The 22,468-nt window shown below is 44.0% G+C and carries 24 protein-coding genes; 8 read left to right on the forward strand and 16 right to left on the reverse strand.

Features of this window, described 5'->3' with window-relative positions:
- Positions 1–93: 93 nt before the first annotated feature.
- From CLV57_RS01565 to CLV57_RS01580, 4 genes are all read left to right on the forward strand, one after another.
- A complete protein-coding gene (locus tag CLV57_RS01565) occupies positions 94–837 on the forward strand; it encodes an SDR family oxidoreductase (RefSeq protein WP_100339609.1) in 744 nt (247 codons plus the stop codon).
- 107 nt (positions 838–944) lie between these two features.
- Positions 945–1,493 (forward strand): hypothetical protein, encoded by a 549-nt coding sequence (locus tag CLV57_RS01570; RefSeq protein WP_100339610.1) that lies wholly within the window; start codon positions 945–947, stop codon positions 1,491–1,493.
- Positions 1,494–1,596: 103 nt separating this feature from the next.
- Positions 1,597–2,148, forward strand: a complete 552-nt coding sequence (locus CLV57_RS01575) for a hypothetical protein (RefSeq protein ID WP_100339611.1) — start codon at positions 1,597–1,599, stop codon at positions 2,146–2,148.
- A gap of 326 nt (positions 2,149–2,474) precedes the next feature.
- Complete coding sequence (locus tag CLV57_RS01580; protein WP_100339612.1) at positions 2,475–2,837, forward strand: response regulator transcription factor; 363 nt, start codon at positions 2,475–2,477, stop codon at positions 2,835–2,837.
- Between the two features lie 10 nt (positions 2,838–2,847).
- Here CLV57_RS01580 and CLV57_RS01585 read toward each other — a convergent pair whose 3' ends face one another.
- Both CLV57_RS01585 and CLV57_RS01590 read right to left on the reverse strand, forming a co-directional pair.
- Positions 2,848–3,492 (reverse strand): helix-turn-helix domain-containing protein, encoded by a 645-nt coding sequence (locus CLV57_RS01585; RefSeq protein WP_100339613.1) that lies wholly within the window; start codon positions 3,490–3,492, stop codon positions 2,848–2,850.
- Positions 3,493–3,656: 164 nt separating this feature from the next.
- A complete protein-coding gene (locus CLV57_RS01590) occupies positions 3,657–4,673 on the reverse strand; it encodes a nucleoside-diphosphate kinase (protein ID WP_100339614.1) in 1,017 nt (338 codons plus the stop codon).
- Between the two features lie 309 nt (positions 4,674–4,982).
- Between CLV57_RS01590 and CLV57_RS01595 the strand changes: the two genes are divergently transcribed.
- The gene (locus tag CLV57_RS01595) at positions 4,983–6,434 is read left to right on the forward strand and encodes a tail fiber protein (protein WP_100339615.1); all 1,452 of its coding nucleotides are present in this window, start codon (positions 4,983–4,985) and stop codon (positions 6,432–6,434) included.
- 69 nt (positions 6,435–6,503) lie between these two features.
- Here the strand turns inward: CLV57_RS01595 and CLV57_RS01600 are convergent, their stop codons facing one another.
- The 14 genes from CLV57_RS01600 to ruvX form a co-directional block, all read right to left on the reverse strand.
- Positions 6,504–7,472, reverse strand: coding sequence for a hypothetical protein (locus tag CLV57_RS01600; RefSeq protein WP_100339616.1), 969 nt, complete (start codon positions 7,470–7,472; stop codon positions 6,504–6,506).
- Positions 7,473–7,475: 3 nt separating this feature from the next.
- A complete protein-coding gene (locus CLV57_RS01605) occupies positions 7,476–8,588 on the reverse strand; it encodes a hypothetical protein (protein WP_100339617.1) in 1,113 nt (370 codons plus the stop codon).
- Positions 8,589–8,729: 141 nt separating this feature from the next.
- Entirely contained in the window at positions 8,730–9,077 is a 348-nt protein-coding gene (locus CLV57_RS01610) for a DUF1493 family protein (protein ID WP_100339618.1), read from the reverse strand.
- 6 nt (positions 9,078–9,083) lie between these two features.
- A complete protein-coding gene (locus tag CLV57_RS01615; protein ID WP_100339619.1) occupies positions 9,084–9,371 on the reverse strand; it encodes a hypothetical protein in 288 nt (95 codons plus the stop codon).
- A 144-nt stretch (positions 9,372–9,515) separates the two neighbouring features.
- A complete protein-coding gene (locus tag CLV57_RS01620; protein WP_100339620.1) occupies positions 9,516–11,054 on the reverse strand; it encodes a YifB family Mg chelatase-like AAA ATPase in 1,539 nt (512 codons plus the stop codon).
- A 55-nt stretch (positions 11,055–11,109) separates the two neighbouring features.
- A complete protein-coding gene (locus tag CLV57_RS01625; RefSeq protein WP_100339621.1) occupies positions 11,110–12,690 on the reverse strand; it encodes a M1 family metallopeptidase in 1,581 nt (526 codons plus the stop codon).
- Between the two features lie 86 nt (positions 12,691–12,776).
- Positions 12,777–14,105 carry a signal recognition particle protein gene (gene ffh, locus CLV57_RS01630; protein ID WP_100339622.1) on the reverse strand — a complete coding sequence of 443 codons (1,329 nt, stop codon included), beginning with the start codon at positions 14,103–14,105 and terminating at the stop codon, positions 12,777–12,779.
- Positions 14,106–14,235: 130 nt separating this feature from the next.
- On the reverse strand, positions 14,236–14,631 hold the full coding sequence (locus CLV57_RS01635; RefSeq protein ID WP_157799032.1) for a hypothetical protein: 396 nt from the start codon (positions 14,629–14,631) through the stop codon (positions 14,236–14,238).
- 91 nt (positions 14,632–14,722) lie between these two features.
- Positions 14,723–15,742, reverse strand: a complete 1,020-nt coding sequence (locus CLV57_RS01640) for a DUF3078 domain-containing protein (RefSeq protein ID WP_245856813.1) — start codon at positions 15,740–15,742, stop codon at positions 14,723–14,725.
- Between the two features lie 63 nt (positions 15,743–15,805).
- The gene (locus CLV57_RS01645) at positions 15,806–16,543 is read right to left on the reverse strand and encodes a hypothetical protein (protein ID WP_100339625.1); all 738 of its coding nucleotides are present in this window, start codon (positions 16,541–16,543) and stop codon (positions 15,806–15,808) included.
- Positions 16,544–16,610: 67 nt separating this feature from the next.
- The gene (locus CLV57_RS01650; RefSeq protein ID WP_100339626.1) at positions 16,611–17,459 is read right to left on the reverse strand and encodes a glucosaminidase domain-containing protein; all 849 of its coding nucleotides are present in this window, start codon (positions 17,457–17,459) and stop codon (positions 16,611–16,613) included.
- Positions 17,460–17,471: 12 nt separating this feature from the next.
- On the reverse strand, positions 17,472–18,020 hold the full coding sequence (locus tag CLV57_RS01655; RefSeq protein ID WP_100339627.1) for a glucosaminidase domain-containing protein: 549 nt from the start codon (positions 18,018–18,020) through the stop codon (positions 17,472–17,474).
- A gap of 3 nt (positions 18,021–18,023) precedes the next feature.
- Complete coding sequence (locus CLV57_RS01660) at positions 18,024–18,674, reverse strand: O-methyltransferase (RefSeq protein ID WP_100339628.1); 651 nt, start codon at positions 18,672–18,674, stop codon at positions 18,024–18,026.
- Between the two features lie 5 nt (positions 18,675–18,679).
- A complete protein-coding gene (ruvX, locus tag CLV57_RS01665; protein ID WP_100339629.1) occupies positions 18,680–19,090 on the reverse strand; it encodes a Holliday junction resolvase RuvX in 411 nt (136 codons plus the stop codon).
- 196 nt (positions 19,091–19,286) lie between these two features.
- Here ruvX and CLV57_RS01670 point away from each other — a divergent pair, with 196 nt between their 5' ends.
- From CLV57_RS01670 to CLV57_RS01680, 3 genes are read left to right on the forward strand one after another with little or no spacing between them, the layout of a single operon-like run.
- The gene (locus tag CLV57_RS01670; protein WP_100339630.1) at positions 19,287–20,432 is read left to right on the forward strand and encodes a DNA polymerase III subunit; all 1,146 of its coding nucleotides are present in this window, start codon (positions 19,287–19,289) and stop codon (positions 20,430–20,432) included.
- A gap of 1 nt (position 20,433) precedes the next feature.
- The gene (gene ricT / locus CLV57_RS01675) at positions 20,434–21,909 is read left to right on the forward strand and encodes a regulatory iron-sulfur-containing complex subunit RicT (RefSeq protein WP_100339631.1); all 1,476 of its coding nucleotides are present in this window, start codon (positions 20,434–20,436) and stop codon (positions 21,907–21,909) included.
- A 2-nt stretch (positions 21,910–21,911) separates the two neighbouring features.
- Positions 21,912–22,382, forward strand: a complete 471-nt coding sequence (locus CLV57_RS01680) for a gliding motility lipoprotein GldH (RefSeq protein WP_100339632.1) — start codon at positions 21,912–21,914, stop codon at positions 22,380–22,382.
- The last annotated feature ends 86 nt before the right edge of the window (positions 22,383–22,468 follow it).

Below are 22,468 nucleotides of genomic sequence, written 5' to 3' on the forward strand. Positions count from 1 at the left end.
TAGTTGATTTTTATCAACAGCACTTTTTATTTTATGTCAATGCACAGTTTTTGGCGCCTGCCCATCTTTGCCCTGTAACAAATACATAAAAAGATGAACTTAACTAATAAAACCATCCTGATTACCGGTGGCAATTCAGGAATAGGCTATGCAACTGCAAAAGTACTTACCCAAAAAGGAAATAAAGTAATCATCACCGGCCGCGACCGCGCAAGGTTGGAAAAAGCCGGACAGGAGTTAGGCGTTACTACCATCCCGTTTGACGTTACCAACGCCGAAGATGTAACCGCCCTGGTAGCAAAGATCAAAGCCGAGCACAGCGACCTGAGTGTATTGATCAACAATGCAGGCGTGGGTAAAGCCTATAAGTTAGGCGAGAACGCGAACGCTTATGATATTGCCAAAGAAGAATTTGAAACCAACTATTTTGGTCCTATTCGTTTAACCGAAGCGTTATTGCCTCTGCTTAAACAACAATCCGAAGCAGCCATTGTTAACCTGGCTTCCAACGTATCTATCCATCCTTTGGTAGTATTGCCAACTTACTCTGACAGCAAGGCCGCCCTGCATTCGCACAGCATTGCCTTAAGGCTTACGCTGGCAACCGATACCAACATTAAAGTGCACGAAGTGTTCCCGTCGCTTATCAGTACTGAGGGAACCCGCGCATTGGGTTTAGATAATGGTTTACCTGCTGACGTTGCTGCTGGGGTTATTGTTAGTGGTATAGAAAACAACGACAATGAGATCTACGTCGGCGACACAGCCAAACAGCGGGAAGCCTTTTTAAAAGACCCCGAAACCGCCATAAGCGAATTCAACAAAGGGCTGATCTAATTTTGATCAGCTATTTACGAGCCGCTTGCTAAAAGGTAAGCGGCTTTTGTTTTATTACAGTAGTTAGTTGTTGTAAACTCTACCTTTGCCCAATTGTTAAACAAAGCATGAACCGCAGGTTACAACTCATCCATCATGTTAGGGCTCTACACAATGGCCAGCTAATTAAAGACACCACACAACCTTACTTCGACCATGTGTTGGCTGTGGCCAATAACGCCGCAGAGGCTGCCCCACTTGCTTTTGAGGTTGGCCTTTGCCATGATCTGTTGGAGAAAACCACTACTACGCAAAGCGAATTACATGCGGCTCTGCTAAGTTTCGGCTATGACGAACAGGAAGCCGAACACATAAGCGATTGCGTTATGGAGCTAACCCGGCATTTTACCGCAGCAAACAATCCGCTGCCTAAAAAAATGCGAAAGGAACTGGAAGATGAGCGGCTGTTAACCATCAGCCCCGATGCGCAAACCGTTAAATATGCCGATTGGGCCTACAACGCCGACTGGATGATGCAACACGACCGCCATCACGCGGCAGATTATCTCAAACACCACATTGAGCTAATTGAGCAGATGACGGATGGTGACGCTAAGCTGCGCAATGAGGTTTTAAAGCAGTTTCAAACACTGTTAGCGCAATTGCAGCAGAGGTAGTTTTCATGCATCTCGCTCTACTTTAACATATCTTAACATCTCGCGCTGTATATAATTTCAACTGGTGGCGTTTAGTTGTAATAAATCAAAAAAACTAACCATCATGAAAAACAAAACACATCTATTGCTTTGCGCCTTCTCGGCGTTAACATTATTTATTTGCGCTCAGGCCAGCGCGCAAACGGTACCGCCAAGCAAATTCAGGTTTGGTATTGGCGCCGACGCGCTTATCCCGGTAGGTAACACAAGTACGGTTGCTAATTTTGGTTTGGGCATTACACCAAGGCTACAATATGGCGTATCTGACAGGTTTGCGCTTACATTTACCAGCGGTCTTTACCATTTTTTCCCGAAAACGGTAAACTATCCGGCCAGTGGCAGCTTTGCGGGGTTTACAACCCAATACAAATCAAACATTATACCCGTAAAAGCCGGGTTTAAATTTTTTGCCGGTGGCGGATTTTATGTATCCGGGGAAGCTGGTGTAGCATTTGAAGTGGCCGAGGGTAAGGCTTCCTCACACTTTTTATGGTCGCCGGGAATTGGTTACGCAACCAAAAAGTGGGATATAGGCGCCCGTTATGAAAACTTTAGTGGCAACCATTACAGCGATGGCGTTACGGCACTAAGGGTTGCTTATGGGTTTGGCTTGTAAAGTTGAAATGCTAATGGTTCGTAGTTTATAGATTACGGACCATTAGCTATTGAAAATTACTGCGCGATCTGTTTTGAGATTACAAACATAGATGCCCAACGCTTGCGACGTTAGGCGGCACTGGCAGGTTGTAACCTTAACGCGCGTCGGATTACTTAGTAATATAATAAGAATACTATTAATTAATAGATAAATTTTATAACGCGGTAATTACTTTAGCGGGCAAACTTTACCAATAGTATTTTGTAGTTTTAAGCAAATACCCTTATTGTCGTCGAATATTTTGATTGCTGTGACCGTATCGAATACAAATAACACACCATCAAATGGCAAAAAGAATACTGGTTATTGACGATAATGAAGATATTTTAGAGCTGGTAAGGATGATCTTTCAGGAGGAGGGGTACGATGTTATTATCTCCAACACATCCGAAACTGCAGAGCATATTTTATTTCTTGGCCTCGACCTCATTGTTCTCGATGTTAGGTTAGAAAATCCGTACAAAACAGGTGCTGACATTTGCAGAGAATTTAAAACCCAGCATCCGGAAGTGAAAACTCCTGTTATACTATTATCTGCCGAGCCAGACCTTCACCTGGTAGCAAGTAGTTGTGGCGCCGACGGTTATCTATCTAAGCCCTTTGATGTTGACGCGTTGCTGAATTACGTTGCGGCACTTGTGGCATAACTTGTAACATCTACCTCAAAAACGGAATAGCCGGTTTATAGTAAAGTGGCTTGCCCACATGTGCACGGTAAGCGCTTATAATAATATGAATAAGGGTAATGCCGTAATACGCCACAAGGTAAAACAGGTAAATAAAAACGCTATCTACGCCCATACCGATACCGCTTGATTCAACATTGCTTGATCCGACGCCTAAGTTTAAGCCTGCATATGGGCTTGGTGTTTCCATAAAAAGCACTCCGGTAATGATAATTACTTTTGGCAGGTAGTAGATAATGCAGCCGGTTATCTGAAAGTTTAAAAGCTGCCGGCCAGCTCGCTCAAGTCCTGTTACCTTGTCTCTTTTTAAAAGCCAAAGCACCCAAGGTACCAACACGCCTAAAAAAGGAAATAACAAAAAACTTAGCGCCGACAGGTTGAACGCCACCAAATAACCCCTATCTTCTTGTTCAGCACGGGTGGTCAGCTCATCGGTGGTAATGTTAAGCGCGCTGGCTATCCGGCGCAGCGTATCTCCACGCGGTTCTGTCTCGCCATTCTCCACCCGTTGAACTGTGCGTAAATTTATCCGGGCAGCCTCGGCCAGTTGCTCCTGGCTGTAGCCCAGGCGCAGGCGCAACTTTTTTAATTTCTGCGATGTATTGTCGTTTTTCATTGCTTTACATGTTTACCCAAATGTACAACGGGCTTTTCGTTAATGGCAGAATATATATACGGCATATCTACGGCATTTGCGTTTTTTACACGTATTTGGTAACATCAGCGCAAAAAAAAGCAGCATAACTGTGTTATGCTGCCTGTAAATTTATAAGCTTATTGTTAAAACAGTGGCTTCAATATTGCCAAAGCCTCTTCGCTGTTTTTTTCTTCTGTCAGATCAAATACCGAAGTAGCTTTTCCATCAACGTTAACGTTGCTGTTTTTTACAATGGCATCAACAGCGTCAGCACCAAAAGCACCCTGTAACTGTTTGCCAAAGCTAAAATCGCTGATCTGCTTAGCTTGCCCTGTAGTAAAGTTGGAGTTGTAGCGCTGTAACTCCACCAATGCCTCAACCGGACCAGCCGACAAATGCACCCCGTTGGCACCTTGCGATACATCAGGCAAACCTAAACGTTCTTTGTTATCTAAAAACGCGCGACGCAAGCTGCCTGCGTTGGCTTTTGATGGATCAGTAGCGCCGACGAAGTTGCTGCGGGCATCGCTCCAGTCAGCATCGGTTGATAACGACATTACAATAATGCTCTTGCCGGCATCCGTAAATTGCTTTAACTGGCGACCATGGAAACCATTGATCAGGTAAACTGTCTCGTCGTCCAGTTTTACTTCAACCACATAAGTACCACCTGCCAGTTTTTTGCTGCCGATGTTTTGGCAAAGGTAGTCAAGCGAGGTTGGTGTAAATTCCGGATATTTCTCCAGGAACTCCAGTCCGCCCAATACATTAGCTTCGGTAAATGATTTACCAAACAACTCTTTAAATTTATCTTTAGCGCCTTCGCTCATGTTAGCCACAGCGTTACTTGCAATCTGGTTAATTACGCCGTAATGCTGCGCAATAATGTTGTATTGCTCCAGGTATTTGGCAGCTAATATTTTAATGTCATGAATAGTAAAACCAAACTCCGCTATTTTAGCAAAAGTGAGTTTTAATATTTCTTCCAGTTGGATGTTGTCATTCTTAACAGTGATCTCCGGCTTTACAAAGAACAAAAACTCATTCTTTTTAACAGGAGCCGCTGTATCGGCAAAAATCTCCTTGTATAAAAAGCCTTCGTTTTGCGCCTCTTTAACTTGCTCAGCAATAGCGGGTATCAGTTGATTGGTATCGATCATTTTTAATCTTGTTTTTCGGGTGCAAAGATAGGAAAATTGAGGGGGAATTAATGTAGCTGTATAGCGGTTTTATAAAGCACGGGTACGGCTGGATTTTTCTATGAGACCATTACCAAAATGGAGTGTGTGTGCTAAATATTTTCTTTTTTTATCTTTATACGCACTTAAATACCAGATGCCTTGATCACAACATGAACCTCACACCTTAGTGTTTCAACCCTGCCTGTTAAAAACTTCAAGAATTACCATAGTAATTTTTAATGTGCAGTATGCCAAATATCCGTATTCAATTTTTATCCCCCAAAACACATGTTCACCGCTAAATCCTTATTTATTACCTGCTTACTGTTTTTCTTCTCTTTATCGTCTTTTGCGCAATGGCCGTACTCCGGCAACCATATTTATAATGATAACACACTTAACGTTGGCATTGGTAACGGAACCGCCTTTACACCTTCAGAAAAACTGACAGTGTTAGGTAACATTTTGACAACTAATAATTTCATCTTAGATGGCTCCGGTACTCAAAATCAGATTTATTTCAAACAGAGCGGAAATATTAAAACGCAACTGACCAGTAATTTTACTGATGGAACGTTTTCATTATTCCATCAAGGGTCAAACAAGTTTATTATAGAGCAGGCTGGCAATATTGGTTTCGGGACTTCAGCCCTGCAGCCCATCGTTTCGGGCGCCGGACTTTTTTCAGGACAAAAGCCCCGAATGGAAGTTGTAACAGGCTATTCAACCGGAGCATATTCTGATTTGTTTACCATCAGGCATTATGCAACAGGCCCGACTGCTGAAACAAGGCAATTAGGGATGATACTCAAACTATCTGGCGAACAATCAACTACAGAGTCAGATAAAATGGGAGGCCTGGTGTTAGAGAGTTTGGCTCCTCTAACCTACTCCAATCAACCAAACTTAAACTTTGTTATAGGCAATCAGAAAAGGATGACCCTAACATTCAATGGTAATTTTGGCGTTGGAACGGAAAACCCGCTAACTAAGTTTTCAGTTGTTTCCGCGGGTTCTTCTACGCCATCGCTATTATGGCAAAGTTCAGCAGGCGCTCCGGTTGCGTCCTTTTTTGGAGAGAATTCAGCAGGTAACGCTGACATGATAAATGGATTTGCGAGCAGCGCAAGTTCTTCAGCCCGACCAGTGTATATGATAAGACGGTCGCGTGGTACGCTTTCCTCGCCTCAAGCAGTTCAAACCGGCGATTACCTTGGGGCTTTAATAGGTTCCGGCTATGATGGCGCAAACTTTGCAAACCGCGCCGATATTTCGTTTATTGTAGATGGCGCTATATCTCCTAATTATGTTCCAACAGCTATTTCTTTTAGCAATGGAGACGTAACAAGAGTTGAACGGATGCGAATCAGTTCTAACGGAAAAGTTGGCATCGGAACCCAAAGTCCTGACGAAATGCTTACCGTAAACGGCAAGGTCCATACAAAAGAGGTTAAAGTAGATTTGAACATTCCCGCTCCAGACTATGTATTTAAAGCCAGCTACAAGTTACGTACGTTGGAGGAGGTAAATAAATACATACAATCAAATGGCCACCTTCCAGACGTGCCATCCGCTCAAACCATGGAGCAAAATGGTGTCAATATTGGTGAGATGAATATGCAGCTGCTCAAAAAGGTAGAAGAGTTGACGCTATATCTGATCGAGGAGCAAAAGAAGAGACACGAGTTGGAAAATCGTCTAAAAAAAATGGAACTGAAATTGAAAAAAAGTTCAAGATAGCCGGTAATTATACTTACTGGCTATCCGTTGCTTAACAAGGTCTTTTTCGGTCTGAATTCGTAGTATTGGCTACCGTTGTTTACGAAGGGTTTGGATTTCCTTCTCCAATTCGGCCATACGCTTTTGGTGTTCATCCAGTTTTTTGTTCTGATCAAGAAGGTAAAGCGTCAACTCTTCTACCTTTTTGAGCAGCTGCCGATTCATTTCTCCGAGGTCAAGGCCATTGTTCTGTACTTCGTCTGCCGATGGCATGTCCGGCAGGTGATGGTTTTTATCAATATATCTTTTAACCTCGTTTAAGGTTGGAAGCTTATAGCCGGATTTAAATACATAGTCGGGCCAGTTAGCGCTTAACTTTACTGTCATTGATGTGGCAATGGCAGTTCCATTAACCGCAAATTTGTAACCTTTGGTGTCAGCTATGCCTACACCAAGGTTTCCCTGTATAAGATTAAATCCAACTGTGGGTATTAAAACGGAAGCACTCGCGGCTCCGGGATCGGCCTGGCCAATCAAACCAACATTGGCCCAGCTCGCGGTTGGAGATAGCGTTACTGAATAATGGCTTTTCTCGGTAAAATGAGGCAGGTAAATATAAAGGTCGTAAGCAGTAGCTAACTTGCCTGCAGCGTTTGCCTTCCACTTAATTGAACCCGGGCCAATATCGCTGCTTTGGCCTGTAGCATACCAGCTTCCGTTACCAGCAAAACCCTTATCATCAACACTATCTCCATTGGAGGTTTTGAATGTGAGCGTGTAAACGGCATCCTGACTATTGGCAGCATTGTAACCTTTATGGATATAGGCCGTAAGCATTAAAGTTTCCCCTCCCTGCCCGGCAGTAAATGTTCCAATTTTTGCCCATTGCGGGTTTCCGCCAGTTGCAGGGATATTCCATTGGGCTAACGCGCCTTTAGCTGACAGCAATAACAGGATAACAAAAAATGTTTTTAATAAGCCATTTACCAGGCAAACACTATTTAAAAATGCGCCACAGCGCGTTATTGAGACAGTTAAAAATGATTTTTTTTTATGCATAATTTATCTTTTTGGTTTATAGTTTTTATCAACGCGTTTGATAAGCGTTGCAACTTCCTTTTGCAACGCTTCGTTTTTTCGGTTTTGCTCAAGAAGATAAAGCGTTAATTCCTCTACCTTCTTTATTAGCAGCCTGTTCATTTCACCCAAATCGATCCCCTCTTTGTGCACTTCGTCTGCAGAGGGCATATCCGGCAGGTGGTGGTTCTTATCAATATAGTTTTTAACCTCTGTTAGCGTTAGAAGCTTGTAGTCGGGCTTAAAAACAAAGTCGGGCCAGTTAGTCAGCTCTACTCTTATATTTTTGGCACGAACAACAGCTTCGGGGGTTATATGCAACGCTATCTTACCTTTAACTTCTGCATCGCTAAAAGTTTGCTGCCCGGTTCCTGTACTGGGTAAGGGGGCAAAAAAAATGTCGCCTACTATGTTGCTGTAAATTACCGCGCCTCCGTTGTGCGCGCCGTCACCTCTCACTGTCCAGTTACCGTTGTTTCTGCCTGCGTTAAATCCAATATAGCTGGTTCCATATTTCAGGTCTACTGCCCAGGCTTGCCCAATAGAAAGGAAATTATTGCCATCGCCGACTTGAAATGCACTTATTGGCGCAGTTGTACCTACACCCAAACGGCCGGGGATATGAATAATGCCATCGTTGCTTATGGCTAACCGTTTGTAGGTTGCGAGGGCTGAATGTGAAATATCATAAGATGATCCAACTGTACCTCTGGTATAAAACGCTATGTTTCCATTATTCTCAAAATTCATTGACCCAAAGTCAGAGTAAAGGTCTCCATCAACCCGCCAGTTACCTGCGGCGTTGTTCCAGTGCAGGTTGGTACTTAAAGCCGCGCGAGACCAATTAGAACCAGGCGCTGCAACAGTTTGTAAATAGGTATCTACCCATCCTCTTATTAGAAAATAAGGGGTAGTGCTGTTTTTTCTTACAATGCCTGCGGCATCGCCTATTGTTAGCGGTATTGTTGGTGTAGTTGTTCCAATATTAATACCAACATTCCCTGTATTTTCATTGTTTATGTTTGTGCCGGTACTCCATTGTGCAAATGCGGAACTGGTTACTGCTAAAGCCATCAGGCTTGGGATAATTTGTTTCATTGTGATAAGATTTTAGGTTATTTAGTATTTTATTTTTTGATTAATTCATTAGCGCAATCAGCACGTTATTGAGATGATCCGCATGTTTTTGTTAATAATACCAACAAGGGCGGAGATGCACCAAATGGTAGCCACTGAAGCTTAAGCGTTAATTACAGTTTCATCCAATCGGCCCTCCAATACTCCGTTTATTAAGTTTAATACTGATATATCTGCTTGTTTGTGATTTTTCCTTCCCGTAAGCAATCTGATGATGGCGGGGAGAAGGGTGTCGCCTTCCGGACTCACATATTTCCTTACATCAAATCCGGAAAGATCAACATTGAACTCTTTACAGTACATAAGCAATAAGTCAATAGTATCGTCTCCAAAAACTCCGAGGTCTTTTTCCAGATAGGCTGTTTTAAAAATTTCATCTTCGGCTACACCGGTGATGTTACTGATGAAACACTTTAATTGTTCAAATACTTTTTCGTCGTCTTCTTTCACCTTCGTTTACAACAACACGTAATAGATAAACAATACGGCAACGATAATTATATTCATTCCAAGCAGTGGGCCGGTTTTCACAAGAAATCGCTTTCGGAATAAGAGGATCAGTATCGCAACCTGTATAAGTGCAAAAGACAACGACACCCAAACAATGAACTTATCACTTAACGCACCTTCACCGAAAAGAAAAAAGTGAGCAAACTGGGCGTAAATTTGAAGCACAATAAATAGCGCAACATTTAAAATAGCTGTACCTATAAAAACTAATGCGCTTTTCACCTTTTCAACCATTCAGGATTATCAGCATAAAATCGTTTCACCCGTCTCATCCTCGTTTCACTTATTTTTTACAAATTATTGATAGTCAAATTTTTATGAAAATTTTCGGTTCACAACGTCTCACATCCACAGTGAGACGATGGTACGGCAGCGATATTACCCTGCCCAACCCTCTCTATCCAAACTCCTGAAGTGGATGGCTTCAGCTAAATGTTCCAGTTTTATGTCTTCACTGCCAGCCAGGTCGGCAATGGTGCGGGCCACTTTTAAAATACGGTCGTATGCCCGGGCACTCAGACCCAACTTTTCCATGGCGCGTTTAAGCAGGTTTTGCCCGGCTTCGTTTATCTTACAAACATCACGCACCATTTTGGAGCTCATTTGCGCGTTGGCATGCAGGTCGGGTTTGTTACCAAAGCGCGTTTGTTGCACATCCCGGGCTTTAATTACCCGCTCCCGGATAAGTTCGCTCTTCTCTGCTAAACGCTCGGATGCCAGTTCGTTAAAGTTAACGGGTGTAACCTCTACGTGCAGGTCAATACGGTCCAACAACGGCCCTGATATCTTGCTTAAATACTTTTGCACCATACCCGGCGGACAAATACACTCCTTCTCCGGGTGATTATAATAGCCACACGGGCAAGGGTTCATGCTGGCCACCAACATAAAGCTGCTGGGATAATCAACCGTAAACTTGGCGCGCGATATGGTTACCCTACGCTCCTCCAGTGGCTGGCGCATCACCTCTAACGCACTCCGCTTAAACTCCGGCAATTCATCCAGAAACAAAACGCCGTTATGCGCCAGTGATATTTCGCCGGGTTGCGGGTTTCCGCCTCCGCCTACAAGGGCAACATCGCTAATAGTATGGTGCGGTGAACGGAAGGGCCTTGCCGTTACCAAGGCATCGGTAGCAGCCAACTTGCCGGCTACCGAATGGATCTTGGTCGTCTCCAATGCTTCATATAAGCTTAGCGGCGGTAGTATAGATGGCAGCCTGCGGGCCAGCATGGTTTTACCCGCCCCCGGCGGACCGATCAATATTACATTATGCCCCCCGGCGGCGGCTATCTCCAACGCACGCTTAATATTCTCCTGGCCTTTTACTTCGCTAAAGTCGCTGTCGTAGTTGCACAGGCTGTTATAAAACTCCTCGCGGGTGTTAACTATTTCGGGTTTTAGGGTGATATCGCCATTGAAAAAGCCCGCAACCTCGCGGATGTTTTCCACACCGTAAACTTCCAGATCATTTACAATAGCGGCCTCCCGCGCGTTCTGTTTAGGCAGAATAAATCCTTTAAAACCATCTTTGCGTGCTTGTATGGCAATAGGCAAAGCACCCTTTATGGGTTGCAGTCCGCCATCGAGCGACAGCTCGCCCATAATGAGGTACTTATCAAGCTCTCCGGCCTCCACCTGGCCCGATGCGGCCAGCACAGCCGTAGCAATAGTAAGGTCATAGGATGAGCCCTCTTTTTTTATGTCGGCAGGAGCCATATTCACAACCACCTGCTGTCTTGGCATCCTGAAGCCGGTATTTTTTAGTGCAGACTCTATTCGGAAATAGCTTTCTTTAACAGCAATATCGGGCAGCCCCACAATAAAATACTTGGTGCCTGCAGCAATGTTTACTTCAACTGTTATGGTAATGGCTTCTATGCCATAAACGGCACTGCCAAAGGTTTTAACTAACACGTGTAATAAAGTTTATTTACAGCGAAAGATAGGGAATTTTTATATGGTGCTAATATTATTGTTTACTTACGGCAAAAGTTGCTAACAGATTAATATTCGGATCGGGTACAATCTTGGTTGGTTGCTTTGCCGATGAAAAGTTAGCTGTTATTTCCCTGCTATTCACATCAACACGGTGCATTTGCCCATTGATGCTGATGTCTAACGGAAAATGATATACCTGTTGTTGTTGCTGCGTTACAGTTAACTTAATTGTGTGGATGTTACTTAGATATTGCCATTTTATCACTACATCCGGATGGCCGGCAGTGTAGAGCCATTGCTTAATGAATACGTCAAGGTCTTTACCGCTTGCCTTCTCCATTACCTTCATAAAGTCCATGGTGTTGGCGTTACCGCCCTTGTATTCCGCATAATACTCACGGATGCCTTTCCAAAAAGCCTCTTCGCCCAGTTTGCGTCGTAGCATGTGCAGCACCCAACTGCCTTTTTCATAGCTATTGGCATTGAGCATAACCATAAAGTCTCTCCTTTCGGATGTATCAACAACCGGTTTCAAGCGGTCTTTTTCAAAGGCCAGCACTTTTGCCCGGTCTGCGACAAGGCGTTTTTTTAGCGTGTCGATGCCGTACTTATTTTCCAGGTAATAATGCGTCATGTAAGTAGCGAAACCCTCGCTCAGCCACAGGTTAAAAAAGTTCTTTTCGCTGGCGGCATCGCCAAACCATTGATGGGCTATTTCGTGCGCCATCAGGGCTTCAATGCCTCTGTCGGTAGGCGATTCTTCGTGGTAAAAAATTGCCCCGGCATTTTCCATTCCCCCAAAAATTGTTTTTGACTGCACATTGGCCAGTTTCTCATAAGCATACGGACCAACCTTTTTGATGAAGAACGGCAATATCTCCCTGGCGTAATTATAACTCTTGAAACCTTTAACCGAATCTTGTGGGAAAACGTAGCTGTAAACCGGTATGCCGCTTACATTGCCTACATTTTTAATGGCGAAATCAGCAACGCCAATTACCATGATTTTGGTAGGCAATACCTGTTTTTCCTCCCAGTGCGTTTGTTTCCTGCCTGCCGGAAGGTCGGTTTCGCTCAATTTCAAACCGTTAGCCACCACGTCATAATGAGCGGGTGCTGTAACTACAAAATCAACCGCGGCTTTATCGGCAGGGTCATCAACGCTAACCAGCCAGTTATGGGCGCGGTTGGGCCAGTTGTCGCCAAAAAAGGTACGCTTACCGTATTTGTTTTTGGAGATGATCAAGCCGTCAGCCGGGACGCCCTGATAGGAAATAGTATAGGTGTGATCTGTGCCAACCGCTCCGGTGGTATTAATGGTTAGTTTATCCGCGCTTTGCGAAAACTCAACTGCCTTATCGCCTTCTGTTATGGCGCTTATCAGCATACCTTTACCACTATTATTTTTCTGTACCAGATCCAGGTTGAACGAGCGGGTATTTTTAATGAATTTCAGCGTAACATCGGCTTTGCAAACTATATTGTTGGTGCTGTCATTCAAATCAATATTAAACTTATAATGCTGCACGTCAATGATAGCGCCGGGGGGCTGGGCTTGGGCAACAAAACACGCAAAAATTGACGATATAAAAAGAGCTGGTAATTTTAGCATAAAGTATTAAAATAGAAAGATACAGATTTTGAGTCCCTCAACAATATTATCACATACAAAAAAAGCCGCTTATCGCGGCTCTTTTATCACATCTTCGGCATCCGTTTCATCATGGCGGCCATGGCGGCAGGGTTGCTCATTTGTTTCATCACCTTGCGCATATCCTCAAATTGCTTGATCAGGCGATTCACTTCTTCTAACTTAGTACCTGATCCTTTCGCTATACGGTTACGGCGGCTTTGGTTAATGGTATCAGGATTTTCTTTTTCATACGGTGTCATAGACTGAATAATGGCCTCCACGTTTTTAAACGCATCGTCGCCAATTTCCACATCCTTCATCATTTTGCCAACGCCGGGTATCATCCCCATCAGATCTTTCATGTTACCCATTTTTTTGATCTGCTGTATCTGCCCGTAAAAGTCGTTAAAATCAAACTTGTTCTTGCGGATCTTCTTTTGGAGTTCTGCTGCCTGTTTTTCGTCAAACTGCTGTTGCGCACGTTCCACTAACGACACCACGTCGCCCATGCCTAAAATACGCGAAGCCATACGATCCGGGTGGAAAACGTCGATAGCGTCCATCTTCTCACCTGTACCAATAAACTTGATAGGCTTGTTTACTACCGATTTAATAGACAGCGCGGCACCACCACGGGTATCACCATCCAGCTTGGTTAAAACAACACCTGTAAAATCTAACCTGTCGTTAAACACCTTGGCGGTATTCACAGCATCCTGACCAGTCATGGAGTCCACCACAAATAAAATTTCCTGCGGATTTACAGCAGCTTTTACCTGCTCAATCTCCACCATCAGCGCCTCGTCAATTGATAAACGACCCGCGGTGTCAATGATCACTACGTTATATCCGTTCTGCTTAGCGTAGGCAACACCCTCTTTAGCAATAGCAATAGGATCTTTGCTTTCGCGATTAGTGTAAACCGCGGCACCAACTTGTCCGGCCAAAACCTCCAGTTGGTCAATAGCCGCGGGGCGATAAATATCATCAGCCACTAAAAGCGGCTTTTTATTTTTTTGTGTTTTTAAGTAATTGGCCAGCTTACCGGTAAATGTAGTTTTACCTGCACCGTTCAAACCGGCAATTAAAATTACGGTTGGCGATGCCTTTACATCAAGTTCAGCGGCAGTACCACCCATTAACTCAGCCAGCTCATCATTCATGAGTTTGGTGAGCAATTGCCCCGGCGATATGGAGGTTAATACATTATTACCAAGTGCCTTTTGCTTTACATCATCAGTAAAGGCTTTGGCTGTTTTATAGTTTACGTCGGCATCCAGAAGGGCTTTGCGTATCTCCTTCATGGTCTCTGCCACGTTTATTTCTGTAATTGTTCCCTGCCCCTTAAGTACCTTAAAGGCCCTGTCCAGCTTATCCGAAAGATTTTCAAACATTGTTATGCTCTCATTTAATTCCGCAAATTTATCATTTTGAGCGGGAAATAAGGCTTGCTGTGTTTTTTAGCTCATTTTAAATAGCAAAGGGCCTTTCGGCCCTTTTTACTATACATAATTACTGAGTAATTTACCTTCTTGGTGGAGTAGCGGGTGTAGTGCTGCTACCGTTGCCGCTTCCGGTTGAACCGTTGCTGCCATTACTTGTACCGCTGTTGCCACTACCGCTTGGCGTTGTTCCTGGCGTTGTGCCTGGCTGCGTACGGTTGGTGTTTGAACCGTTGTTGTTAGGCTCGGTTGGCTGCGTGGTGGTTGAACCGCTTGGGCGTGCATCTCTTGCGCCATCAGTAGTAGTACCACTGGTTGAGCCGTTAGAGCCAGGTCTGCCGTTTCTCATTTGCTCTGTGGTAGTGCTTTGTTTTTTTTTGTTGGTAGATGTTGTATCTGCCTTTCTGGTTTGTGCCGATGCCGTGCTTATGGCTAATGCACAAAACGCTGTTGTTGCTAAAACTGCTAACTTTTTCATAATGATAGATTTTAGCATAGACGACACAATGCCCATTCCAAAAGAAACTAATTCACCCAAAAAGAAAAAAACGGGTAGTTATCTGCGGCAACTACGGGAAACGGTACACAATACCTATAGCCATACCTTCGGTTCCCTGCACCTGTTTGGAGGTAGTTTTATCATAAAGGAAAGTGCCATTCAGTGTAAGGCTAATGAGCTTGTTCACTTTAGCCGTCAGGATAGCATCCACACGGTGCGTTACAAAATCTAACGATTTTTCGTAAGGAACAAATAGCGCGTAACGGGCATTAAGGTGAACGTTGGTCATGATATCCTTATCCAGTTGCGTAACAACCTGAAATGCCAGATCATTACGAAAGGTTTTACCAATTGGCACGCCATAGTTAGCCGGGTTGTTTCGGTATATGGTTGTATCCAGCACAAAAGTTTGGCGGGCGGTACCCGTACCAAAACGCATAGAGAACCAGGTGGCCGGCTTAAACTCAAAACCTATAGATTCGGTAAAATAACCCGGTGCCATAAAACGCGACAACAGCAGCGGTTGGGTTGTAGTTCCGCCTGATGGGTATTGGTAACCCCTGTCAAACTGCGACTCAAAACTCAAAGCGCCGAAAAAGAACCAGTGATCTGATAGTTTGGTGGCTATTTTATTATCAATAAAAATACGGTCGTTGGTTTTGCGTGAGCCCTGCCCCTTGTTTTTAGATATACCGTACAAAAAGTTGATCTCGGCCGTGTAGTTGAAAGGATCTTTTTTATACTCTGTTCTGTATATAAAATTGGAGTTGAGCGCAACTGCGCTTACGCCGCCCGCTGCATAATTACCCGTAAATGCCGATTGCGCAAAGTTTACACTCATGGTGATGGATTTGCGCCAGTAGTTCAGCGCATAATCAGGCATCTCAACCGGAATTAACACCTGTCTGATCTGTGGTGGCCTGGTACGAACGGGTATAGCATTACGACGCGGAAAAACACGTAAGCGATTAAGCAATGCGGTATCAATGCTTGTAGTATTGCTTTTGGTGGTATCAGCGTTTTGAGCAGAAGCAGCCGAAGCGAACAGCATGCATCCACAAAAAATGATGTGGAGTAGTTTTCCGGGCATAAACGCAAATAAAAGATTTTTTTCAGGCTTTACCTATTTCCAAAAAGTTAAATAAACGTTTTGCTATTCTCCTTCGCCAAGCGATGGAAGCGAAAATGTGGTGGGGTTGCGCAGGTAACGTTTTAAATTAGTGCGGATTGAGGAAATAAATTCATACTCAGAAGCTGATGTTATAAAGTAATATCCCGGCCGGTATTTTATCATAAAGTCCGACAATTGTTTACCCGTTAACCCTGTTATTCTGCTCACAAACGTTTTGTTGAAGCGGTAATCAATAGTGTTTTGTTTATAATCTCTATCCAGTATATCGCGCAGGCGTTTGGCGTTTCGGCCCTCACTGCTAAACATGTTGTAAAGCGCATCAATACTCAAACCAACACCTGTACCCCCAATACTTATCAGATCGCGGTTAGCCAACGAACCATAAGCCTTACTATATTGCCAGCGGTTCTTCGCCATTATTGATTTAGGCGATGACATGGTATCGCGTATATCAACCTGCTTCAGCGTTATGCCTGTGCGTTTCAAGTAAACAACAATTGCCTCGGTTCCTGTAACTCTTACCGTATCATTAAAATAGTCCATTTTGCTAAATACCAGCCAGTCACCGGCTGTAGAGGCAACTTTAAATGTACCGTTCAGGCTGTTATACATGCTTTCGCCGGTACGCAAATTGGTTATGTAAACAACGGCTATCCTGTCTTTAGTAGTGGCATCAAAAACCAGGCCCTCAGTATTTCTCTGTTGCGCGTAGCTCTTTGCACACAAAATACAAAGCAATATGATCAATAGCCGTTTCATTGCAAATTCAAAACTAAACGTTTGTTTAGTTTCACAATATATTTTAACAAAAATTAACAGGGAGGGTTTATTTAACAACAATCAGCTTCTGGCCTATTTTAATGTTGTTATCGGGCATATTGTTCAACGCCTTCAGTTCATCCACAGTAAGGCCAAAACGTTTAGAAATATTATATAGTGTGTCGCCGGATGTTACGTTATGTAACTTTTCAGATGGCGTGGTGTTAATAACAGAGTCTTTTTTTTCTGTACCGATGTTTTGATTGATCTCGGTTAAAACGCGGTCTTCGCGTTTTATTTTCTGTATCTCGCCTTCGGGCTTGTCGTATTGGTCTAAATGATAACGCTCAATTACGCCTATAAGTAATTCAGGATATTTAGGATTGGTGGCATAGCCTGCCTGTTTTAATCCGTAAGCCCAGCCTTTATAATCGTTCTTATCCAGTTCAAATAAAAAAGCATAACGCTTGCGCTTCAAAAACTCGGAGTGATCGCGATAGGAGTCTTCAGGATTATTATATACCCGGAAACAATCATTGTCGCGGTCGTCGTTTTTATAATAGCTTTTTCCGCCCCAATCGCTTGTACATTTTATACCGAAGTGGTTGTTGGCAACCTTAGCTAATTCGCCGTTACCGTTGCCTGATTCAAAGAGGCCCTGTGCCAATGTAATACTTGCGGGGATGCCATACAGGTCCATCTCCTTAACGGCTATTTTTTTAAACCGTTCAATGTAAGATGTAACCGTGTAAGGTGTATAACCGGCAATAGCCTCCCGGTTTTGCTTTTGAATGGTATTGTTGTTTTTACGGGCCTGCTTATTTGATACGGTGTTTTTATGCGCGGAACATGCACTCAATAGTGCGAATGAGAATAAAACAATTGCAGGATAAACAGCGCGAAAAGCGATCTTCATGATGTAATTAGCCTATTGCTTTGCTTCAACAGATTGGGCAATCTGCTGTTTTTGAGCAGGCTGTTGGTCTAACTCGTCCAGATCATGTTTGCGAATGATGGCCAGCACCTGTGCCGCCCATTTTTTACTGCTTGCATAGCCGCTGCGTTGTATGCTTTTAACCCATTTTTCGTATTCGGTAGCAGTTAATTCAGATGAAATGGCTCCCCGGTCACGGCGCTGGGTAATTACGCGGGCAAAATCAGCAAACGAGTCAAATATAGAATCGTATTTCTTGTAGGCGGAGCGTACTTTCTTTTTGTTTTTAATGTAAACAGACCCGCTATTGCCCTTTATTCCAAACTGATTGTTCAGTTTTTGGGCTATGGTACTGTTGCCATTGCCCGATTCATGCATAGCTATACCTAAAATTATGCTTGCCGGTATGCCGGTTTCGCGCATAATACTTATGGCATTATCTTTGAATTGTTCAATGTAGGATTGTGAAGTGTTCTTTGCGGTTTGCGCAGAAACAGTAAAACAAGAGATGACCAATGTGGCAATCAGTAAGGTTTTCTTCATAATTTACTTTTTTTGGATGACCAGCAATCCATCACGAACCGGGAGTATTAGTTTTTCAACCCTCGTATCGGCGGCTATTCGGTCATTTAGTTGTCGGAAGCTTTGGGTATCAGCGTCGTTTTCGTCGCCGTAAACCTTCCCTTTCCACAACACATTATCAATTATTATTAGTCCTCCAGATCTGACTTTGTCAAATACAATTTCAAAGTAACGAAAATTATTCTTTTTATCCGCGTCAATAAACACTAAATCAAACGTTTTCTCTTCAATTGTGTCAATAACCTGCTCTGCAGGCCCTAAATGGAGCTGAATTTTTTTACCAACATCTGTTAGCGAGAAATGTTTGCGCAACATGTCTTCCATTTCAAGGTTGGCTTCAATAGTGTGAATAATGCCATCCGATGCCAAGCCCTCGGCTAAACAAATTGTAGCATAGCCGGTAAAACTGCCAATCTCTAAAATGCGCTTGGGCCTCAGCATTTTACTTAACATGCTTAACACCCTGCCCTGATAGTGCCCGGTAAGCATGTTTGGCTTTAATACCTTTAAATGCGTTTCGCGGTTAATGTGTTTTAAAGCATCCGGCTCGGGCTCGCAATGGGCATCGAGGTAGGATTGTAAATCGTCGGGAAGTATCTCCGGTCTGTTGTTCATAATAATTAACGGTATTGCTGCATCCAGCTTTGCAATAAAATCACTGCCGACACAGTATCTACCAACTCCTTATTCTGCCGGGCCTTTTTACCCATACCGCTTTGGGCAATTACTGCGGATGCCATTTTTGACGTAAAGCGCTCATCCATCATATCAATTGGTATAGCCGGAAAAGTTTTCTTCAGCAAATTTACAAAGCCCCTTACGTGCTGTGCGGATTGCGAGGGGGTATTGTCCATTTGTTTGGGCTCACCTACAATAAAGCGCTCCACCTGTTCTGTAAGCAGATACTTTTTAAGGTATTCAATAATCTGGTTGGGGTGTACGTTGTCCAGGCCTGTTGCTATAATCTGCAACGGGTCGGTAACGGCTATACCTATCCGCTTGGTACCATAATCAAAGGCCATTAGACGCATTGTTTTAGATATGAGATTTTAGATGTGAGTATTGAGACTTAAAACAACAAAGATAGGAATTATCATATGCTTCGCTCCCACGGCTTTTCCTAAAGCTTCCTGCATGTCGGTAAAGATCATAATTCCTATTGTCAAAAAACGGCCTAATCTCACATCTCATATCTCACATCTCACATCTAATTATTACTTTGCACCAATGCAGTTCAAACACATTGTAGGGCAGGCCGCCATAAAGCAACGCTTGATCACATCGGTTCGGGAGAACAGGGTGAGCCATGCGCAGTTGTTTTTAGGGCCGGAGGGGTCGGGAAGTTTGGCGTTAGCTGTTGCTTATGCGCAGTATTTATGCTGTTTAGACCGGCAAGAAGACGACTCCTGCGGCGAATGTTCATCGTGCCGTAAGTATCAAAAACTGATGCATCCCGATCTGCATTTTTCTTATCCCTTTTTCGCGAAGCATAAAGAAGATACCGCCGTAACCTTTATTGAACAATGGCGCGAAGCGTTTTTATCTAACCCTTATTTGGGTTTGGATAACTGGCGCGGCTATTTGGATGCCGATAATAAACAAGCCAATATTAACATTGCCGAGTGCCATCAGATCATAAAAAAACTCAGCTTAAAGCCATTCGAGTCTGATTATAAAGTGCTCATTTTATGGCTGCCCGAATACCTGGACAAAGAAGGCAATGCGCTCCTGAAAATTATTGAGGAACCACAGCCTAACACGCTATTTATTTTGGTAGCCCAAAATCAGGACCAGATACTGAATACAATTCTTTCGCGCACGCAGCTAACAAAAATAGTTGCGCCAACTTTTGAGGAGGTGAAGCAATATTTGATTGCAGAGCATAATCAAACCGAACATGAGGCATCCCAAATGGCCTACCTATGCAATGGTAATGTAAACGAGGCTACCATGATGCTGCAGCAAGGCAACAAAAGCTATCATACGCTGTTTGTACAATGGTTGCGCCTGTGTTTTGGAAATAAGGGCATAGAGCTGGTTGGCTTTGTTGAGCAACTTGCCAAACTTGGGCGCGAAAATCAGAAAAACTTTATACGCTACGGCATCAGCTTTATGCGGGAGTGTGGTTTGTTATTGGCCGGTGCCGGTGAGTTGGTTAGATTGCCTGCGGCGGAATTGGAAACCGCTCAAAAAATGTCGGCTATATTAAATTTAAACTCCGTTGAGGCCATAAGCGGGGCGTTGGAGAAAGCCCATTATCATGTGGAGCGAAATGCAAATCCGAAAATTATGTTTTTAGATGTATCTTTACAAATTGTTGGATTTTTAAAATTAAAACCTACCCCTGCTGGGGATCAATATATATCAAGATAATATGGGATGTGGAAGTTGCTCAACCGGAGGCGGTTGTACGCCCGCGGGTTGCAAAAGTAATGGCTCATGCCTTACTAACGGATGCAGTAAATTAGACGTTTACGATTGGCTGTCGCATATGGACATGCCTGTTAACTATAAGCCTTTTTCTATTATAGAAGTTAAGTTCAAGGGGTCGCGTAAGGAGTTTTATCAAAACCCTGATAACGTTTACCTGGAGAACGGCGACCTCGTAGTTGTGGAAGCCGCTACCGGTGGCTATGACATTGGTCACGTATCTGTAACCGGTGAGCTGGTGCGCATGCAAATGGTAAAGCGCCGTGTTAAGGAAGAGGATGTTCTGAAGAAGATCTATCGCCGTGCTACACCTGCCGATGTAGATAAATGGAAGGCAGCCAAAGACCTGGAGTGGGAAACCATGCACAGCGCGCGCAAGCTGGCGCTCAACTTAAACCTGAGCATGAAGCTGAGCGATGTGGACTACCAGGCCGATAAAACCAAAGCCACTTTCTATTACACGGCCGAAGGCCGGGTTGACTTTAGGGAGCTGATCAAAAAAATGGCTGAGAGTTTCCGCATACGTATTGAGATGCGGCAGATAGGCATGCGCCAGGAAGCGAGCCGTTTAGGCGGTATTGGCTCATGTGGTAGGGAGTTATGCTGCTCTACCTGGTTAACTGATTTTAAAACGGTATCAACGTCGGCGGCACGTTATCAAAATCTTTCGCTAAATACGCTTAAACTGGCCGGACAATGCGGTAAGTTAAAATGCTGCCTTAACTACGAGCTGGATACTTACATGGATGCCCTGAAGCACATTCCTGATAATGTAAACTATCTCAAAACAGCTAAAGGCGATGCCCGATTGCAAAAAACCGACATCTTTAAAAAGATAATGTGGTTTAGCTATCCAAGGGAAGAATCGTGGATACCGCTAACGCTGGCACGCGTTAAAGAGATCCAGCAAATGAACCGTGAAGGCGTATTGCCTGATGATCTGGTAGTATTATCAGAAGTGGTTGTGGCTCCTCCAAAAGTATTGGATTATGAGAATGTTGTTGGCCAGGATAGCTTGACCCGTTTGGATGAGCGTAACCGCAAAAAGAAAAGCCGCAATAAAAACAAGAATAAGCAAAAACCGGATAGTGCCGGTGGCGCAGAAGCACCGGCAGCTGGCCTGCAGGATAAGCCAAGGGAGCAAAGACCACAGCAACAGGGGCCACGCCCCGAACGCGGCCCAAGACCAGAGCAGGGACCACGCCCTGAACGCGCACCAAGGCCGGAACAGGTATCACGCCCTGAACGTGCGCCACGACCGGAACAAGGTCCGAGACAGGAAGGTGCGCCACGCGCTGAGCAACAGGGGCCACGTCCCGAAGGCGGCGGCAACCCCAACAGGAACCGCAATAAACACCGTAGAAACAATAACCGCAATAATAATAACAACCCTAACCGCGGAGAACAGCCCGCTCAATAGCAATGAAATCGAGTCGTTTGGTGTATGTTTTAATGGCTTGGTTTGCGCTGGCATTATCGGCTTGCTCTGACCCGGGTGCGGTTATTGATAACAATACCGAAATGCCTAACAAAGTGTGGGCTTACAGTAACCGCGTTGGCTACAATTTTAAAATTGATGATGCCAACGCCAGCTACAACTGCTACGTAAACCTGCGTGTAACCGGCAATTATAAATACTCCAACTTGTTTGTGCTGATAACCGATCCGGTTAAAAAGAATGCCACTACCCGTTATGAGCTAAAACTGGCCCAGCCCGACGGGCAATGGCTGGGCAAAGGCTCGGGTAATCTGTATAGCTTCCGAATACCGTTTAAGCTAAATTATAAGTTCCCTGCAGCCGGTTCTTATTACATCCGCATAGAACAAAACATGCGGGATAACCCGCTGCATGAGGTAAGCGATGTGGGTTTGCGGGTGGAGAAAGCAAAGTAATTACACTTACGTGTCCCACGCGCATATGCGTGTTAACTTATTTTCAGTAAATTTAATTGATTTTAACATGTTAAAATAAGCATGTT

Origin of the sequence: Mucilaginibacter auburnensis (assembly GCF_002797815.1) — a bacterium.
In the GTDB taxonomy this organism is placed as follows: Bacteria; Bacteroidota; Bacteroidia; order Sphingobacteriales; family Sphingobacteriaceae; genus Mucilaginibacter; species Mucilaginibacter auburnensis.

What these genes read in the sequence shown, in the direction of transcription:
- CLV57_RS01585 (WP_100339613.1), bottom strand. Translation starts at nt 3,492, where the DNA reads ATGAAAAACGACAATACATCGCAGAAATTAAAAAAGTTGCGCCTGCGC.
- CLV57_RS01605 (WP_100339617.1), bottom strand. Translation starts at nt 8,588, where the DNA reads ATGAAACAAATTATCCCAAGCCTGATGGCTTTAGCAGTAACCAGTTCC.
- CLV57_RS01595 (WP_100339615.1), top strand. Translation starts at nt 4,983, where the DNA reads ATGTTCACCGCTAAATCCTTATTTATTACCTGCTTACTGTTTTTCTTC.
- ffh (WP_100339622.1), bottom strand. Translation starts at nt 14,105, where the DNA reads ATGTTTGAAAATCTTTCGGATAAGCTGGACAGGGCCTTTAAGGTACTT.
- CLV57_RS01670 (WP_100339630.1), top strand. Translation starts at nt 19,287, where the DNA reads ATGCAGTTCAAACACATTGTAGGGCAGGCCGCCATAAAGCAACGCTTG.
- CLV57_RS01635 (WP_157799032.1), bottom strand. Translation starts at nt 14,631, where the DNA reads ATGAAAAAGTTAGCAGTTTTAGCAACAACAGCGTTTTGTGCATTAGCC.
- CLV57_RS01600 (WP_100339616.1), bottom strand. Translation starts at nt 7,472, where the DNA reads ATGCATAAAAAAAAATCATTTTTAACTGTCTCAATAACGCGCTGTGGC.
- CLV57_RS01570 (WP_100339610.1), top strand. Translation starts at nt 945, where the DNA reads ATGAACCGCAGGTTACAACTCATCCATCATGTTAGGGCTCTACACAAT.
- ruvX (WP_100339629.1), bottom strand. Translation starts at nt 19,090, where the DNA reads ATGCGTCTAATGGCCTTTGATTATGGTACCAAGCGGATAGGTATAGCC.
- CLV57_RS01615 (WP_100339619.1), bottom strand. Translation starts at nt 9,371, where the DNA reads ATGGTTGAAAAGGTGAAAAGCGCATTAGTTTTTATAGGTACAGCTATT.
- CLV57_RS01655 (WP_100339627.1), bottom strand. Translation starts at nt 18,020, where the DNA reads ATGAAGAAAACCTTACTGATTGCCACATTGGTCATCTCTTGTTTTACT.
- CLV57_RS01590 (WP_100339614.1), bottom strand. Translation starts at nt 4,673, where the DNA reads ATGATCGATACCAATCAACTGATACCCGCTATTGCTGAGCAAGTTAAA.
- CLV57_RS01650 (WP_100339626.1), bottom strand. Translation starts at nt 17,459, where the DNA reads ATGAAGATCGCTTTTCGCGCTGTTTATCCTGCAATTGTTTTATTCTCA.
- CLV57_RS01565 (WP_100339609.1), top strand. Translation starts at nt 94, where the DNA reads ATGAACTTAACTAATAAAACCATCCTGATTACCGGTGGCAATTCAGGA.
- CLV57_RS01680 (WP_100339632.1), top strand. Translation starts at nt 21,912, where the DNA reads ATGAAATCGAGTCGTTTGGTGTATGTTTTAATGGCTTGGTTTGCGCTG.
- ricT (WP_100339631.1), top strand. Translation starts at nt 20,434, where the DNA reads ATGGGATGTGGAAGTTGCTCAACCGGAGGCGGTTGTACGCCCGCGGGT.
- CLV57_RS01625 (WP_100339621.1), bottom strand. Translation starts at nt 12,690, where the DNA reads ATGCTAAAATTACCAGCTCTTTTTATATCGTCAATTTTTGCGTGTTTT.
- CLV57_RS01640 (WP_245856813.1), bottom strand. Translation starts at nt 15,742, where the DNA reads ATGCCCGGAAAACTACTCCACATCATTTTTTGTGGATGCATGCTGTTC.
- CLV57_RS01580 (WP_100339612.1), top strand. Translation starts at nt 2,475, where the DNA reads ATGGCAAAAAGAATACTGGTTATTGACGATAATGAAGATATTTTAGAG.
- CLV57_RS01575 (WP_100339611.1), top strand. Translation starts at nt 1,597, where the DNA reads ATGAAAAACAAAACACATCTATTGCTTTGCGCCTTCTCGGCGTTAACA.
- CLV57_RS01645 (WP_100339625.1), bottom strand. Translation starts at nt 16,543, where the DNA reads ATGAAACGGCTATTGATCATATTGCTTTGTATTTTGTGTGCAAAGAGC.
- CLV57_RS01660 (WP_100339628.1), bottom strand. Translation starts at nt 18,674, where the DNA reads ATGAACAACAGACCGGAGATACTTCCCGACGATTTACAATCCTACCTC.